Origin of the sequence: Arthrobacter sp. R-11 (assembly GCF_049913155.1) — a bacterium.
In the GTDB taxonomy this organism is placed as follows: Bacteria; Actinomycetota; Actinomycetes; order Actinomycetales; family Micrococcaceae; genus Arthrobacter.
The window spans coordinates 938,641-953,423 of the sequence record NZ_CP183979.1; the positions used below are offsets into that span (position 1 = coordinate 938,641).

13 protein-coding genes are annotated in these 14,783 nt (G+C 66.4%); 12 read left to right on the forward strand and 1 reads right to left on the reverse strand.

The genetic code is table 11. The annotated features are described in order from the left end of the window. The 3 genes from ACN9M4_RS04250 to sucD all read left to right on the forward strand — a co-directional run bounded on the left by ACN9M4_RS04250 (nucleotide 1) and on the right by sucD (nucleotide 3,054). Nucleotides 1-696 (forward strand): hypothetical protein, encoded by a 696-nt coding sequence (locus ACN9M4_RS04250; protein ID WP_426302322.1) that lies wholly within the window; start codon nucleotides 1-3, stop codon nucleotides 694-696. A gap of 261 nt (nucleotides 697-957) precedes the next feature. Further along, nucleotides 958-2,124 (forward strand): ADP-forming succinate--CoA ligase subunit beta, encoded by a 1,167-nt coding sequence (gene sucC, locus ACN9M4_RS04255; RefSeq protein ID WP_426302323.1) that lies wholly within the window; start codon nucleotides 958-960, stop codon nucleotides 2,122-2,124. Between the two features lie 27 nt (nucleotides 2,125-2,151). Next, nucleotides 2,152-3,054, forward strand: a complete 903-nt coding sequence (sucD, locus tag ACN9M4_RS04260) for a succinate--CoA ligase subunit alpha (RefSeq protein ID WP_426302324.1) — start codon at nucleotides 2,152-2,154, stop codon at nucleotides 3,052-3,054. Nucleotides 3,055-3,125: 71 nt separating this feature from the next. On the opposite strand, the gene ACN9M4_RS04265 is transcribed toward sucD, so the two are convergent. Further along, complete coding sequence (locus ACN9M4_RS04265) at nucleotides 3,126-4,118, reverse strand: LacI family DNA-binding transcriptional regulator (protein WP_426302325.1); 993 nt, start codon at nucleotides 4,116-4,118, stop codon at nucleotides 3,126-3,128. A gap of 160 nt (nucleotides 4,119-4,278) precedes the next feature. Between ACN9M4_RS04265 and ACN9M4_RS04270 the strand changes: the two genes are divergently transcribed. From ACN9M4_RS04270 to ACN9M4_RS04310, 9 genes are all read left to right on the forward strand, one after another. Next, nucleotides 4,279-5,733, forward strand: coding sequence for a sugar porter family MFS transporter (locus ACN9M4_RS04270; protein ID WP_426302326.1), 1,455 nt, complete (start codon nucleotides 4,279-4,281; stop codon nucleotides 5,731-5,733). 116 nt (nucleotides 5,734-5,849) lie between these two features. Further along, on the forward strand, nucleotides 5,850-6,257 hold the full coding sequence (locus tag ACN9M4_RS04275) for a tautomerase family protein (protein WP_426302327.1): 408 nt from the start codon (nucleotides 5,850-5,852) through the stop codon (nucleotides 6,255-6,257). A gap of 145 nt (nucleotides 6,258-6,402) precedes the next feature. After that, on the forward strand, nucleotides 6,403-7,401 hold the full coding sequence (iolC, locus tag ACN9M4_RS04280; RefSeq protein ID WP_426303381.1) for a 5-dehydro-2-deoxygluconokinase: 999 nt from the start codon (nucleotides 6,403-6,405) through the stop codon (nucleotides 7,399-7,401). After that, nucleotides 7,398-8,339, forward strand: a complete 942-nt coding sequence (locus tag ACN9M4_RS04285) for a Cgl0159 family (beta/alpha)8-fold protein (protein ID WP_426302328.1) — start codon at nucleotides 7,398-7,400, stop codon at nucleotides 8,337-8,339. Before iolC ends, ACN9M4_RS04285 begins: the two co-directional genes overlap by 4 nt. A gap of 8 nt (nucleotides 8,340-8,347) precedes the next feature. Then, nucleotides 8,348-10,276, forward strand: coding sequence for a 3D-(3,5/4)-trihydroxycyclohexane-1,2-dione acylhydrolase (decyclizing) (gene iolD / locus ACN9M4_RS04290; protein ID WP_426303382.1), 1,929 nt, complete (start codon nucleotides 8,348-8,350; stop codon nucleotides 10,274-10,276). 60 nt (nucleotides 10,277-10,336) lie between these two features. Further along, nucleotides 10,337-11,836 carry a CoA-acylating methylmalonate-semialdehyde dehydrogenase gene (locus ACN9M4_RS04295; RefSeq protein ID WP_426302329.1) on the forward strand — a complete coding sequence of 500 codons (1,500 nt, stop codon included), beginning with the start codon at nucleotides 10,337-10,339 and terminating at the stop codon, nucleotides 11,834-11,836. Between the two features lie 26 nt (nucleotides 11,837-11,862). Beyond that, nucleotides 11,863-12,780 (forward strand): sugar phosphate isomerase/epimerase family protein, encoded by a 918-nt coding sequence (locus tag ACN9M4_RS04300; RefSeq protein WP_426302330.1) that lies wholly within the window; start codon nucleotides 11,863-11,865, stop codon nucleotides 12,778-12,780. A 46-nt stretch (nucleotides 12,781-12,826) separates the two neighbouring features. Beyond that, entirely contained in the window at nucleotides 12,827-13,858 is a 1,032-nt protein-coding gene (locus ACN9M4_RS04305) for a Gfo/Idh/MocA family protein (RefSeq protein WP_426302331.1), read from the forward strand. After that, the gene (locus tag ACN9M4_RS04310; protein WP_426302332.1) at nucleotides 13,855-14,733 is read left to right on the forward strand and encodes a sugar phosphate isomerase/epimerase family protein; all 879 of its coding nucleotides are present in this window, start codon (nucleotides 13,855-13,857) and stop codon (nucleotides 14,731-14,733) included. The genes ACN9M4_RS04305 and ACN9M4_RS04310 overlap by 4 nt, the downstream gene beginning before the upstream one ends. Nucleotides 14,734-14,783: the final 50 nt, after the last annotated feature.

Here is a 14,783-nt window from a genome sequence, read left to right on the forward strand (position 1 = left end):
ATGGGTGGCATGCGACGGACTGTGTTGGGGATTCTGGCCGCCTGCCTGCTTGCGCTGGCCACCGCGTGTTCGGTGTCCACGAAGGACCCTGACTATGTGCCACCGGCGCCGCTGCCTCCCCTGGAGCAGCTCAAGCAGGTCCCGGTCACCCAGCCCAGCGAACTCGGCAGCGGGGAAGACCTGACCGCCTTCGTCACCGAGGACCGCAACATCGCCTGCGCCATGACCTCCGCCCGGGGAGACCACTTGAACCTGCCCTACGAGGCCAACAACTACGACGACAGTGCCAACGCAAAACTTGCGACCGTCCCGGTGGTGCACTGCGAGCTGGCCGTGTACCCGGCGCCGCAGGCCAGGGACGTCACCGACAACTGCAACGGCACCGGCCTGGGCTACCTTGGCGGCACCGTGCTGCTGCGGCCGGACAAGGTGGCCTACGGCGCCTGCCGTTCCGGCGTCACCGAGATGGAAGCGGAGTTCGCGCCCAAGGGCAGCCGCACCGGCCCCATCGCGGAACTGCCCGTACTCAGCGAAGGGCAGAACATCGAACGCAACGGCCTGCGTTGCTCCACCTACAACGGCGGTGTCGCCTGCGGGAACCTCTCCGCAGGGGTGGCCTTCTTCGTGAACCGGGCCGGATACCTGCTCGTCTCCAAGGGCGGAACCGTGACCAGCGGCAAGATGCCGGCATCATAACCTGCAACTGAGAGGAAACTGCTGAAAAACCGCGCGATTACGCGGATTTTCTACGATTGATAGAAGTGTGTGGTTACTCACTTAACGGGTACTGTAGAACCGGCTTGCCTCCGCGGGCGGCTAGAGTTCCAGAGGAACTTGCGCAATGTGACCGGCAGTTTTGGCGGGATCTTGCACACTGCTCTTCCGCAGCTGGTTTACCGCGGTCACCGCGGACGCCGGCTGTACCGACACTACTTCGACGTAGAAGGACACTAAACCGTGGACCTGTTTGAATATCAGGCGCGCGATATGTTCGAAGCGCACGGTGTACCCGTGCTCGCCGGCATCGTGGCGCACACTCCTGAAGAAGCAAAGGCAGCTGCCGAGAAGATCGGCGGAGTCACTGTCGTCAAGGCACAGGTTAAGGTCGGTGGCCGCGGCAAGGCCGGCGGCGTGAAGGTTGCCAAGACTGCAGATGAGGCACTTGAGCACTCCACCAACATCCTGGGTATGGACATCAAGGGCCACACCGTCAACAAGGTGATGATCGCCCAGGGCGCAGACATCGCCGAAGAGTTCTACTTCTCCATCCTGCTGGACCGCGCCAACCGCAACTACCTGGCCATGTGCTCGGTGGAAGGCGGCATGGAAATCGAGCAGCTCGCCGTCGAGCGTCCCGAGGCCCTGGCCAAGGTCGCCATCGACCCCGCGGTCGGCATCGACCAGGCCAAGGCTGACGAAATCGTCGCCGCCGCCGGCTTCTCCGCCGAGCTGGCCCCCAAGGTCTCCGCCGTCATCCTGAAGCTCTGGGACGTCTTCAAGAAGGAAGACGCCACCCTGGTCGAGGTCAACCCGCTGGTCCGTACCGGCGCCGGCGACATCGTTGCCCTGGACGGCAAGGTCTCCCTCGACGAGAACGCCGACTTCCGCCACGTGCACCACGCCGAGCTGGAAGACAAGGACGCCGCGGACCCGCTGGAAGCCAAGGCCAAGGCGCAGGACTTGAACTACGTGAAGCTTGACGGCGAAGTGGGCATCATCGGCAACGGCGCCGGTCTTGTGATGTCCACCCTCGACGTCGTCGCTTACGCAGGCGAGAACCACGGCAACGTGAAGCCCGCCAACTTCCTGGACATCGGTGGCGGAGCCTCCGCCGAGGTCATGGCCGCAGGCCTCGACGTCATCCTGGGTGACGAGCAGGTCAAGAGCGTTTTCGTGAACGTCTTCGGCGGCATCACCGCCTGTGACGCCGTGGCCAAGGGCATCGTCGGTGCACTTGCCGAGCTCGGTTCCTCCGCCAACAAGCCGCTGGTTGTCCGCCTCGACGGCAACAACGTGGACGAAGGCCGCCGCATCCTGACCGAGGCCAACCACCCGCTGGTGACCCTGGCAGCAACCATGGACGAGGGCGCCGACAAGGCCGCCGAGCTCGCCAACTCGAAATAAGCACCGAGAAGTAAGGCGACTTAAGTCATGTCTATCTACCTGAACAAGGATTCCAAGGTCATCGTCCAGGGCATCACCGGCGGCGAAGGCACCAAGCACACCGCCCTGATGCTCAAGGCCGGCACCAACATCGTCGGCGGCGTCAACGCACGCAAGGCAGGCACCACCGTGCTGCACGGCGACAAGGAAATCACCGTCTACGGCACCGTCAAGGAAGCCATCGCGGAGACCGGCGCGGACGTTTCGATCGTCTTCGTTCCCCCGGCATTCACCAAGTCCGCCGTGGTTGAGGCCATCGAAGCCGGCATCGGCCTCGTGGTTGTCATCACCGAAGGCGTTCCGGTGCAGGACTCCGCCGAATTCTGGGCCCTGGCCCAGTCCAAGGTGGACGCCGACGGCAAGCAGATCACCCGCATCATCGGCCCGAACTGCCCCGGCATCATCACCCCGGGCGAGTCCCTCGTGGGCATCACCCCGGCGAACATCACGGGCAAGGGCCCCATCGGCCTGGTCTCCAAGTCCGGCACCCTGACCTACCAGATGATGTTCGAACTGCGTGATCTCGGCTTCTCCACGGCCATCGGCATCGGCGGCGACCCGGTCATCGGCACCACCCACATCGACGCCCTGGCTGCGTTCGAGGCCGACCCCGAGACCAAGGCGATCGTCATGATCGGCGAAATCGGCGGCGACGCCGAAGAGCGTGCGGCCGACTTCATCAAGGCCAACGTCACCAAGCCGGTCGTCGGCTACGTGGCCGGCTTCACGGCCCCCGAAGGCAAGACCATGGGCCACGCAGGCGCCATCGTCTCCGGTTCCGCCGGTACCGCCCAGGCCAAGAAGGAAGCCCTCGAAGCCGCAGGCGTGAAGGTCGGCAAGACGCCGTCCGAAACCGCCAAGCTGCTCCGCGAGGTTTACGCAGCGCTCTAAGGCGCCACCGCCTCAGCCGCTAACGACGGCGCCCGTCACCTTCGCTGCGAAGGTGAGGGGCGCCGTCGTCGTTAAGCTCGCGGCGGCGGCCCCGTCGAGGAGCGGGTGACCAGGGCCGGGGCCAGGACGCGGTCGATGGCGGGGGAGTCCGGGTAGAGAATGCGTTCGATGGCGGCCTGGCCGGCGGCGCGGCCGAGTTCGCGGGCGTGCAGGTCCACAGTGCTCAATTCGATGCCGTGCAGTCCGGCCACCCGGGAATTGTCGTAGCCTACCAAGGACAGGTGACGCGGAATGGACAGCCCGAGCGCGGCGGCGGCCTCCCGGACGCCGAGGGCCAGCTCGTCGCTGTGGGCGAAGATTGCGCTCGGCCGCTGCCCGGGCGGCGAAGCGAGCACCTCCATCGCTACGGCCGCGGCGTCGGCCCGGCCGAAGCCCGTGGCTTCGATCATGCGCGGCTGCAGCCCGTGTTCCAGCATGGTTTCCCGGTAGCCGGCGCGGCGCTCCAGATGCCCTTCGTAGGCCGGGCCGCACAGGTGGGCGATGTTCCGGTGGCCAAGTTCCAGGAGGTGCTCCGTTGCCAGCCGGGCGCCGCCGACGTCGTCGGAGTGGACGCTGTCCACTCCAGATACCGAGCGCGCCACGTTGACCAGCGGGACGAGGCGGTTCAATTCACGGACCGGCTCGTCCGGATCGAGCAGCGTGGCTGCGATGATGACGCCCACCTGGGTTTCGAAGAGGGGGTCGAGGGCACGCGGGTCCGGGCCGTAGGGCGTGGCATTGACACTGATGACCAGGCGGAAGTCGTTTGCCCTGAGGACTTCCTGCACACCGCTGAAGACGTCCGTGTAGACGTCGTTGTGCAGGTCCACCAGATGCAGCCCCACCGCCGTCGGACGCTTCCGCGCAAGGTCTGCCGCCTGCACGTTCCGGCGGTAACCGAGAGCATCGGCCGCGCCGAGGATCTGCCGCCTCATGTCCTCGCTGACTCCCGGTGCGCCGCGCATTGCGAAAGACACAAGGGTGCGCGACACTCCGAGGTGACGGGCCACGTCGCTCTGTGTCACTGCCCGCTTGCCTGTATCCGTATTCGGCCTGCGCATGGCATCAATGATGGCACGGCAAATGCAATTTCAAACTTTTTTGAGAGTATGACCTGACAAACTGTCTTTCGCGCGTTAGGCTACCTGTGATCCACATCGCATGACCCGACGACAAAGGAGTCTCATGAGTTCACATTCGACAGCCGGCAGCCTTGCGAACGGCGCCGCGCTTCCGCCCCTGACGGGAGGCCCGCACCGGAAGCGCCTGGGTCTCGTTGCCCTCGTAGCCACCTTCGGCGGCCTTCTCTTCGGTTATGACACCGGCGTCATCAACGGGGCCCTGCGCCCCATGACCGCGGAGCTCGGCCTTTCGGCCTTCACGGAAGGCATTGTCACCAGCTCCCTGGTGTTTGCTGCCGCAATCGGCGCGATTTCGTGCGGGCGCATTTCCGACGGCTGGGGCCGCCGGAAGACGATCATCCTGCTGGCGGCCCTCTTCTTCGTGGGAACGCTCGCCGTGGTGTTCACGCCGAACTTCGCCGTCCTCGTGATCGGCCGCATCCTGCTTGGCCTGGCGGTGGGCGGCGCTTCCGCCGTCGTTCCGGTCTTCCTCGCCGAGCTGGCACCATACGAGATCCGCGGCTCCCTGTCCGGGCGCAACGAACTCGCGATCGTCGTCGGACAGCTTGCCGCCTTCGTCGTCAATGCGGTCATCGGCGGACTCTTTGGCCACCTGGACGGGGTCTGGCGCATCATGTTCGCGGTCTGTGCGCTGCCCGCCGTCGCACTCTTCTTCGGCATGCTCCGGATGCCGGAATCCCCCCGCTGGCTCGTGGAGAAGGGGCGCCGCGACGAGGCCCTGGCCGTTCTGAAGACGGTACGTTCCGCGGACCGCGCGGTCGCCGAGCTCGCCGACGTCGAGAAAGTCACGCGGGAAGAGGAAGTGGCAGGCGAAATCGGCTGGCGGGCCATCCTGAGCAACCGCAACCTGCTGCGCATTCTCCTGGTCGGCATCGGCCTGGGCGTGGCGCAACAGCTCACCGGCATCAATTCGATCATGTACTACGGCCAGACCGTCCTTGTTGAGTCCGGCTTCAGCGAAAGCGGTGCGCTAATCGCCAACATCGCCCCCGGCGTCATTGCCGTGGTGGGCGGCATCATTGCCCTGACCATGATGGACCGGGTGGACCGCCGCAAGACCTTCATCATCGGCCTGAGCCTCACCACGGTCTGCCACCTGCTGATCGGCGTCGCCTCGATGGCGCTGCCCGTGGGCAGCCCGATCCGCCCGTTCGTGATCCTGTTCCTGGTGGTGGCCTTTGTCGGCTCGATGCAGACCTTCCTCAATGTCGCCGTCTGGGTGTACCTCTCCGAGGTCTTCCCGCTGCACATGCGCGGCATCGGCACCGGCATCTCGATCTTCATGCTCTGGATCGTCAACGGCTTCCTGTCCTTGTACTTCCCGTCCCTCGTGGCCGGGGTCGGGATCACGGGAACCTTTTTCCTCTTCGCTGTCGTGGGCGCCATTGCCCTGGTGTTCGTGGTCACCCAGGTGCCCGAGACCCGCGGGCACACCCTGGAAGCCCTTGAAGAGGACGTCTCCACCGGCGCGATCTTCGTGGTGGCGAAGTCCAAGTAGCCGCTCTGCGCGCCTGGTCCTGAGCATCGCGGACGCCGGGTATTGACCCGGCCTCCGCGCGTGGATATTGTATTAATGTCAGGACAAAGTACAAGAGAGTCAATTGGAAGGTCGCCATGCCCCTCGTTCGAATCGATGTCACCGCGGGCCGCAGCCCCAAGGAACTCCAGGCAATCAGCCAGGCCGTCCACGAAGCGATCGTCGACGAATACCGGATCCCTGAGCGCGACTACTTCCACATCCTCACCGAGCATCCTGCGGGCCAACTCGTCGCGCAGGACGCGGGCCTCGGCTTCGAGCGCAGCGACGCCGTGGTCATGCTCCAGATCTTCACGCAGCGCGGACGCAGCGTCGAGGCCAAGCAGAGCCTCTACGCCAGGATCCACGAGGCGCTCGGGGGTGTCGGTGTCGCCGGTGAGGACATCTTCCTCGGCTACGTGGAAAACGGCCCAGAAGACTGGACGTTCGGCTTCGGGCGCGCCCAGTACCTGACCGGCGAGCTGAAGGTACCTGCGACGTCGTAATTTCGCAGTAAATGTTCTGACAAACCTTTGACAGGACATTAAAATCATAGGAAAGTTTAGCTGTGGCCGGCATCACTACGGCCGCGGTCCGCGCCGGGAAACCGGAATGAACCGGGAAACCGGAATGACAAGGAAGGCGGAAGAAGTGGGCTTCGAGCTACTCACGATGGGGCGCATCAGCGTCGACATCTACCCGAACGACGTCGGTGTGACCCTCGATGAGGTCAGCAGCTTCGGCAAGTACCTGGGCGGGTCGCCCTCGAACGTGGCGGTTGCCGCGGCCAGGCACGGCCGTTCGACGGCGGTCATCACCCGCACGGGGCAGGATCCCTTCGGGGAGTACCTGCACCGGGAACTGGCCAAGTTCGGCGTGGATGACCGTTTCGTCAGCGGCGTGGAAGGCCTTCAGACCCCGGCGACGTTCTGCGCGATCCTGCCCGAGGAACAGAAGTTCCCGCTGTACTTCTACGGCCGCTTTCCCACGGCCCCGGACCTGCAGATTGAGTCCGCGGAACTGGACCTGGACGCGATCCGGGAGGCGAGGATCTTCTGGTCCACGGTGACCGGGCTGTGCCAGGAACCCAGCCGTGCCGCCCACATCGCCGCGCACCAGGCCCGCCCGCAAAGCGGACTGGCCGAAGGCCAGCATACCGTCCTGGACCTGGACTACCGGCCGATGTTCTGGAACAGCGTCGAAGAAGCCCGAGAACAGGTGGCCAAGGTCCTGCCGCACGTCACGGTCGCGATCGGCAACGACGAAGAGTGCGCCGTCGCCGTCGGCCCCGGGACCCCGGACGAACAGGCGGACCGGCTCCTGGACGCGGGCGTTCAGATCGCCGTCGTCAAGCTCGGGCCCGAAGGCGTGATGGCCAAGACCCGCACCGAGCGGGTGGTCTCCGCACCCGTACCGGTGCAGACCCTCAACGGCCTGGGCGCGGGGGATTCCTTCGGCGGCGCCTTCGCGCATGGCCTGTTGGCCGGATGGTCCCTGGCCGAGATCCTGGACTACGCCAACGCCGCCGGCGCGATCGTGGCCTCCCGGCTGTCCTGTGCCGACGCTATGCCCACGCCGGAAGAAGTCGTGTCCCTGCTGAGCGAACGCGGCCGCCTGGTGGCCGACTCCCTGAAGGAGCTGGCCAAATGAGCCTCGAAACCATCGACCTCGAAGACCCGCGCCGCTACGAATTCCTGACCAAGATCCGTCTTGAGGATCCGGGAGCCGTTGCCCGCGCCGCCGCCGCCCGCGTCAAGCACCCCGGTGCCGTGCTCGGCAAGCAGAATTTCATCGTGGCCGCCGACCACGCGGCCCGCGGAGCACTTGCCGCCCAGGGGCAGCCGACGGCGATGGCGAACCGCCGGGAACTGCTGGACCGCCTGCAGGTGGCCCTGGCCAACCCCGCGGTGGACGGTGTGCTGGCCAGCCCGGACATCATGGACGACCTGCTGCTGCTGGGTGCCCTGGACGGCAAGCTGGTGTTCGGTTCGATGAACCGCGGCGGCCTGGCCGGTTTCGTCAACGAATTCGATGACCGCTTCACCGGCCACACGGCCGAAGCCCTGGCCGCGCTCGGCGCCGACGGCGGCAAGATGCTCACCCGCATCGCGCTCGGTGATCCGGTAACGGCACAGTTCCTGGAAGCGACAGCGAAAGCCATCGATTCCCTGACCAGCCGGGGCCTGATCGCCATGGTGGAGCCCTTCCTGTCCGCCTGGGTGGACGGCAAGGTCCGCAACGACCTGTCCCCGGACGCCGTCATCAAGTCCATCGGCATCGCCTCCGGCCTGGGCGCCAGCAGCGCCCTGACCTGGATGAAGCTGCCCGTCGTGGAGGAGATGGAACGCGTCATGGCAGCCACCACCATGCCCACGGTCCTGCTCGGCGGAGACCCGACCGGCTCGCCGGACGAGGTGTTCGCCCAATGGGGCAAGGCCCTGGCCCTGCCCGGTGTGCAGGGCCTCACCGTGGGCCGCACGCTGCTGTACCCGTCCGACGGCGACGTGGCCGGCGCCGTCGCCGCCGCGGCTTCGCTGCTGCACACTGAAGAAATCATCCCCTCCGTCAGCAAGGAGACTGTGCGATGACGCGCACCATGACCGTGGCCCAGGCCATCGTCGAGTTCCTGGGCAAGCAGTACACCGTGGACCGCGTGGGCGGCGTGGAGTACCGCGAACGCCTGATCCCGGGGATGTTCGGGATCTTCGGCCACGGGAACGTGGCTGGTGTGGGGCAGGCGCTGAAGCAGTGGCAGGCCAAGGACCCGTCCCTGATGCCGTACTACCAGGGCCGCAACGAGCAGGCCCAGGCCCACCAGGCCGTGGGCTACGCCCGGCACACCCGCCGCCGCCAGACTTTCGCCGTAACCACCTCGGTGGGGCCAGGATCGACGAACCTGCTCACCGGCGCCGCGCTGGCCACGGCAAACCGCCTGCCGGTGCTGCTGTTCCCCTCGGACACCTTCGCCACGCGCACCGTGGACCCGGTGCTGCAGCAGATCGAGCAGCCGCACGGCTACGACATCACGGTCAACGATGCGTTCCGGCCGGTCTCGAAGTACTACGACAAGGTCCAGCGCCCCGAGCAGTTGTTCTCGGCCCTGCTGAACGGCCTGCGTGTGCTCACCGACCCGGCCGAGACCGGTGCGGTGACCATCGCCCTGCCGCAGGACGTGCAGGCCGAAGTCATCGAGGTCCCCGAGGAGTTCCTGGCCGAACGCGAATGGCGGATCCGCCGCCCCGCCCCCGAAGCAGAAGACATCACAGAGGCCGTTCGCCGCATCAAGGCGGCGAAGCGCCCGCTCATCGTCGCCGGCGGCGGCGTGCTCTACGCCTTCGCCCAGGACCAGCTGCGCGAGTTCGCCGAAGCCACCGGCATCCCCGTCGGCTGGACCCAGGCCGGCGTCGGCGTCCTGCCGTGGAACCACCCGCAGGCGCTTGGCGCCATCGGCTCCACCGGCACGACGGCGGCCAACGCCCTGGCCCGCGAAGCGGACCTGGTGATCGGCATCGGCACCCGCTATGAGGACTTCACCACTGCCTCGAGAACCGCGTTCCAGAACGAGGATGTGTCCTTCGTGAACATCAACGTCGCCGCGATCGACGCCTACAAGCACGGCACCTCCCTGCCGATCGTGGCCGACGCCCGCAAGGCACTGGAAGCCCTCACCACGGAACTGTCCGGCTACAGCATCGACGCGTCCGTGGCCGCGGAGATCGTGGAGGAGAAGGCCCGCTGGGACGCGACCGTGGACGCCGCCTTCGCGCAGCGCTTCGCGCCCCTCGTGTCCCAGAACGCGATCATCGGCGCCACCAACCGCACCATGGCCCCGCAGGACGTGCTGATCTGCGCCGCAGGCTCCCTCCCGGGCGACCTGCACAAGATGTGGCGGGTCACCGACCCGTTCGGATACCACGTTGAGTACGCGTTCTCCTGCATGGGCTACGAGATCGCCGGCGGCCTGGGCGTCAAGCGCGCCGCCCTGGACGAAGCCAAAGCCGGCGGGGTGAATCGTGACGTGGTGGTCATGGTGGGGGACGGCTCCTACCTGATGATGCACACCGAACTGGTCACCGCCGTCGCCGAGGGCATCAAACTGATCGTGGTGCTGATCCAGAACCACGGCTACGCCTCGATCGGATCACTCTCCGAATCCCTGGGCTCCCAGCGCTTCGGCACCCAGTACCGGGTGCTGGACAAGGCCACGCACAGCTTCGACGCCGGGGACAAGCTCCCGATCGACCTGGCCACCAACGCCGAATCCCTCGGTGCCACGGTGTACCGGATCGAACCGGGCGAGAACGTCATCGAGGACCTCGAAGCCGCGATCGCCAAGGCCAAGGCCGCCCCCGAAGGCAGCGGGCCGATCGTGATCCACCTCGAATCCGACCCCCTGATCGACGCCCCGTCCTCCGAATCCTGGTGGGACGTGCCGGTGTCCGCCGTCGCCGAACTCGACAGCACCAAAAAGGCGTACCAGGTCTACGAAGACTGGAAAGCCGTCCAGAAGCCCCTGCTGGGCTGAACCGTCCGCTGAAGGATACGCCCGGCACAACCTTTGAAAATTCCTGAGCAGGAGAAACACATGACCATTACCACCATTCCCCACTTCTTCAACGGGGTAGAGCACCCCGGCACCGGTACCGAGACCGAGGGCGTTTTCAACCCGGCCACGGGTGCGCAGACCGGTGAAGTCCGTTTGGCGAGCCCGGCGGACCTGGACCAGGCTGTCGCCATCGCGAAGGAAGCCGCGAAGTCCTGGGGCGACGTTTCCCTGGCCAAGCGCACCACCATCCTGTTCAAGTTCCGCGAGCTCGTCGCCGCGCACGTGGACGAACTGGCCGCCCTGATCACCGCCGAGCACGGTAAGGTCCTCTCCGACGCCAAGGGCGAAATCGGCCGCGGCCTTGAGGTGATCGAGTTCGCCTGCGGCATCCCGCAGCTGCTCAAGGGCGAGTACTCCGATCAGGCCTCCACGGGGATCGACGTGTTCTCCTACCGCCAGCCGGTGGGCGTCGTCGCGGGCATCACGCCGTTCAACTTCCCCGTCATGGTTCCGCTCTGGATGGCACCCATGGCGATTGCCACCGGCAACACCTTCATCCTCAAGCCCTCCGGCCGGGTGCCCTCGGCGGCGATGCTGCTCGCGAAACTGTTCAAGCAGGCCGGCCTGCCCGACGGCGTGTTCCAGGTCCTGCACGGCAACCGCGAAGTGGTCCAGGGCCTGCTGACCCACCCGGACATCGACGCGATCTCCTTCGTCGGCTCCACCCCGGTGGCGAAGCTCGTGCACGACACCGGTACGGCTCACGGCAAGCGCGTCCAGGCCCTGGGCGGTGCCAAGAACCACGCAATCATCCTGCCCGACGCCGACCTGGACAACGCCGCCGACCACCTGGCCGCCGCCGCCTTCGGCTCCGCCGGGCAGCGCTGCATGGCGATCTCCGTCGCCATCGCCGTCGGTGACGCCGCCGATGCGCTGGTGGCCAAGGTCAAGGACCGCGCCGAGGCCGTGCGCGTAGCCGACGGCACCCACCCGGAGGCTGAGATGGGCCCGGTCATCACCAAAGCCGCCCAGCAGAAGATGCGTTCCATCGTCACCGCCGCCGCCGAGGGCGGCGCCGACCTGGTGGTGGACGGCCGTGGGTTCACGGTCGAAGGCCAGGAAGACGGCTACTGGTTCGGACCCACCGTGATCGACAAGGTCGACTTCGACATGGATGCCTACCAGGAGGAAATCTTCGGCCCGGTCCTGTCCGTCGTGCGCACCGAAACGGTCGAGGAAGCCATCGAGCTGATCAACTCCAACCCCTACGGCAACGGCACCGCGATCTTCACCTCCTCCGGTGCGAACGCCCGCAAGTTCCACCGCGGCGTGCACGTGGGCATGATCGGCATCAACGTCCCCGTTCCCGTGCCGGTGGCCTACCACTCCTTCGGTGGCTGGAAGGACTCCCTGTTCGGCGACAAGCACATCTACGGCCCCGAAGGCGTATCCTTCTACACCCGTGCCAAGGTCATCACCGAACGCTGGCCCGAACCCAAGCAGCGCACCGGCGCCAGCTACAACTTCCCCACCAACTGAGTTCCGCAGAGAAAGACACCGCTGTCATGACCGACGTCGAGAACAAGCTCATCATCGGCACCGCCCCCGACTCCTGGGGTGTCTGGTTCGCCGATGACCCCAAGCAGACTCCCTGGGAACGGTTCCTGGATGAGGTGGCCGAATCCGGCTACAAATGGATTGAACTGGGTCCGTACGGCTACCTGCCCAACGACCCCGCCCGGCTGGCCGAGGAACTCAGGCAGCGTGACCTCAAGGTCACCGCGGGCACGGTCTTCACGGCCTTCCACCGCGGCGCGAAGCAGTATGACGAGGCCTGGGAACCGGCCCGCAAGGTGGCCGAACTGACCGCGGCCATGGGCGGCGAACACATCGTGGTCATCCCGGCCATGTGGCGCGACGACGTCACCGGTGAGGCCGTGGAGAGCGGCGAACTGAGCGACGAGCAGTGGGCCGACCTCTTCGCCGGGCACAACCGCATGGGCAAGGTGCTGCTGGAAGACTTCGGACTGCACCAGCAGTTCCACTCCCACGCGGATTCCCACGTCGGCGCCCAGCAGGACATCGAAACCCTGCTGGCCGCCACCGACCCGCAGTACCTGAACCTGTGCCTGGACACGGGGCACGCCGAATACTGCGGGGCCTCCAGCCTGGAGCTGATTAAGAACTACCCGGACCGCATCGGCTACCTGCACCTGAAGCAGATCAACCCGGAGGTCCTCGCCGAGGTCAATGAGAAGAACATGACCTGGGCAGCTGCGAACCTGGCCGGCGTCATGACCGAACCACCGAACGGGCTGCCGGACCTGCGCGCCGTGATCGAGGCCGTGGAAGGCCTCAACCGGCCGATCTTCGGGATCGTGGAGCAGGACATGTACCCGGTGGCCTTCGACGTGCCGATGCCCATTGCCAAGCGCACCCGGAACTACCTGCTCTCCTGCGGATCCCGCACCGCAGTCGGCTGAGAAACCGAATCCTTCGAAAAAACTGAGCTGAAAGGCAAAAGTCACCATGACTGAAAACCTGCGCGTCGCCGTCATTGGCGCCGGCATGATGGGCGCAGACCACATCAAGCGCCTGCACACGCGTATCCACGGCGCCGAGGTGGCCGCCGTCGTCGACATCGACCCGGACCGCGCCAACGCCGCCATCGCCGGGATTCCCGGAGCCCAGGCGTTCGCGACGGCCGCGGAGGCCTACGCCTCCGGCGACGTCAACGCCGTCCTGATCGCCACCCCGGGCTTCCTGCACGAGCAGGCCCTGCTCGAGGCACTGCCGCTGGACATCCCGATCCTGTGCGAGAAGCCGCTCACCCCGGACGCCGAATCGGCTTGGAAGATTGTCCAGGCCGAGGTCGAGGCCGGCCGCAAGCGCATCCAGGTGGGCTTCATGCGCCGCTACGACGCCGAATACGCCGAACTGGGCGGCCTGATCCGCGGCGGCGAGCTGGGCGATCTGCTCATGCTGCATTGCCGCCACCGCAACCCGAGCACCCCGGCCGGGTTCACCAACGAGATGCTCATCAACGACTCCGTGGTCCACGAATTCGACGTGATCCGTTACCTGACCGGCGAGGAAATCACCTCCGTCCAGGTCCGCCTCGGCAAGGCCTCCAGCAACGCTCCAGCAGGGCAGCACGACCCTCAGCACGTGCTGATCGAGACCGAATCCGGTGTCCTGGCCGACGTCGAGATCTTCGTCAACGCGAAGTTCGGCTACGAAGTGGCCACCGAGGCCGCCTTCGAAGAGGCCATCGTGAACATCGGGCGCGACGGCGGCCCGTACGTGCGCCGCAGCGGCGCCTGGGGCGGCCAGGTCACCCCGAGCTTCATCGAGCGTTTCGGTGCCGCGTACGACGTCGAAGTCCAGTCCTGGGTGGACGCCGCCCGCCGCGGTGAGCTGGGCGGCCCCTCCGCCTGGGACGGTTACGCCACCGCCGCCTGCTGTGAGGCCGGCGTCGAGGCGCAGAAGAGCGGCGAGAAGGTCGCCGTCGTGCTGAACGAGAAGCCGGAGCTGTACAGGAGTCCGGGGGAACAGCAGTGAAGATCGCCCTCGACCCCACCCCGTTCCACCACAGCCACTCGCTGCTGGAGTTCCCGGCCCTCGCCGCGGACCTGGGGTACCGCTACCTCCAGATGACGCCGCACGCGGACATGATCCCGTTCTTCCGCCACCCGAAGGCGGACGACGCGCTCGTGGCGCAGTTCCGCAGGAACTGCGAGGCCGCCGGCGTCGAGGTGGCCTCGGTGCTGCCCGTGCTGCGCTGGTCCGGCCCGGACGAGACCCTGCGCCAGGCCGCGGTGCGCTACTGGAAGCGCGCCATCCAGATCTCCGTGGACCTCGGCTGCACCCAGATGAACACCGAGTTCTCCGGCCGCCCCGAGCTGTCCGAGGAGTCCGAGGCCGCCTTCTACCAGTCCATGGAGGAGTTGCTGCCGGTCTTCGAACGCGAAGGCGTCCACGTCGCGATCGACCCGCACCCGGACGACTTCGTGGAGGAGGGCCTGGCTGCCTGGCGCGTGATCCGGGGCCTGAACTCCCCGAACGTCGGCATGGTCTACGTGGCCTCGCACACCTTCCACATGAAGGACGAACCGCTGGAGATCATGCGCGCCGCGGGGGACCGCCTTCGCGTGGTCCATGTGTCGGACACGCTCAACCACCACGCCTCGCACGGCCTGCGGTACATCACCAACCCGCCGGGCAACGCAGTGCGCGTCCACCAGCATCTGAAGATCGGCGACGGCGAGGTCAACTGGGACGAGTTCTTCGGCGGCCTGGCCGAGGTGGGCTTCCTGGACTCTCCGGACACCGTGATGTGCTCCTCCGTCTTCGCCGAGGACGAGAACGCCCGCGACGTGGCCCGCTACCAGCTGGAAACAATCGAAAAGTACGTGGCGAAGTTCGGCAAGGGCTAGGACCCTTCGCTTCCGTGGTCCCGTGACTTTCACCGGTCTAAACGTGGGCG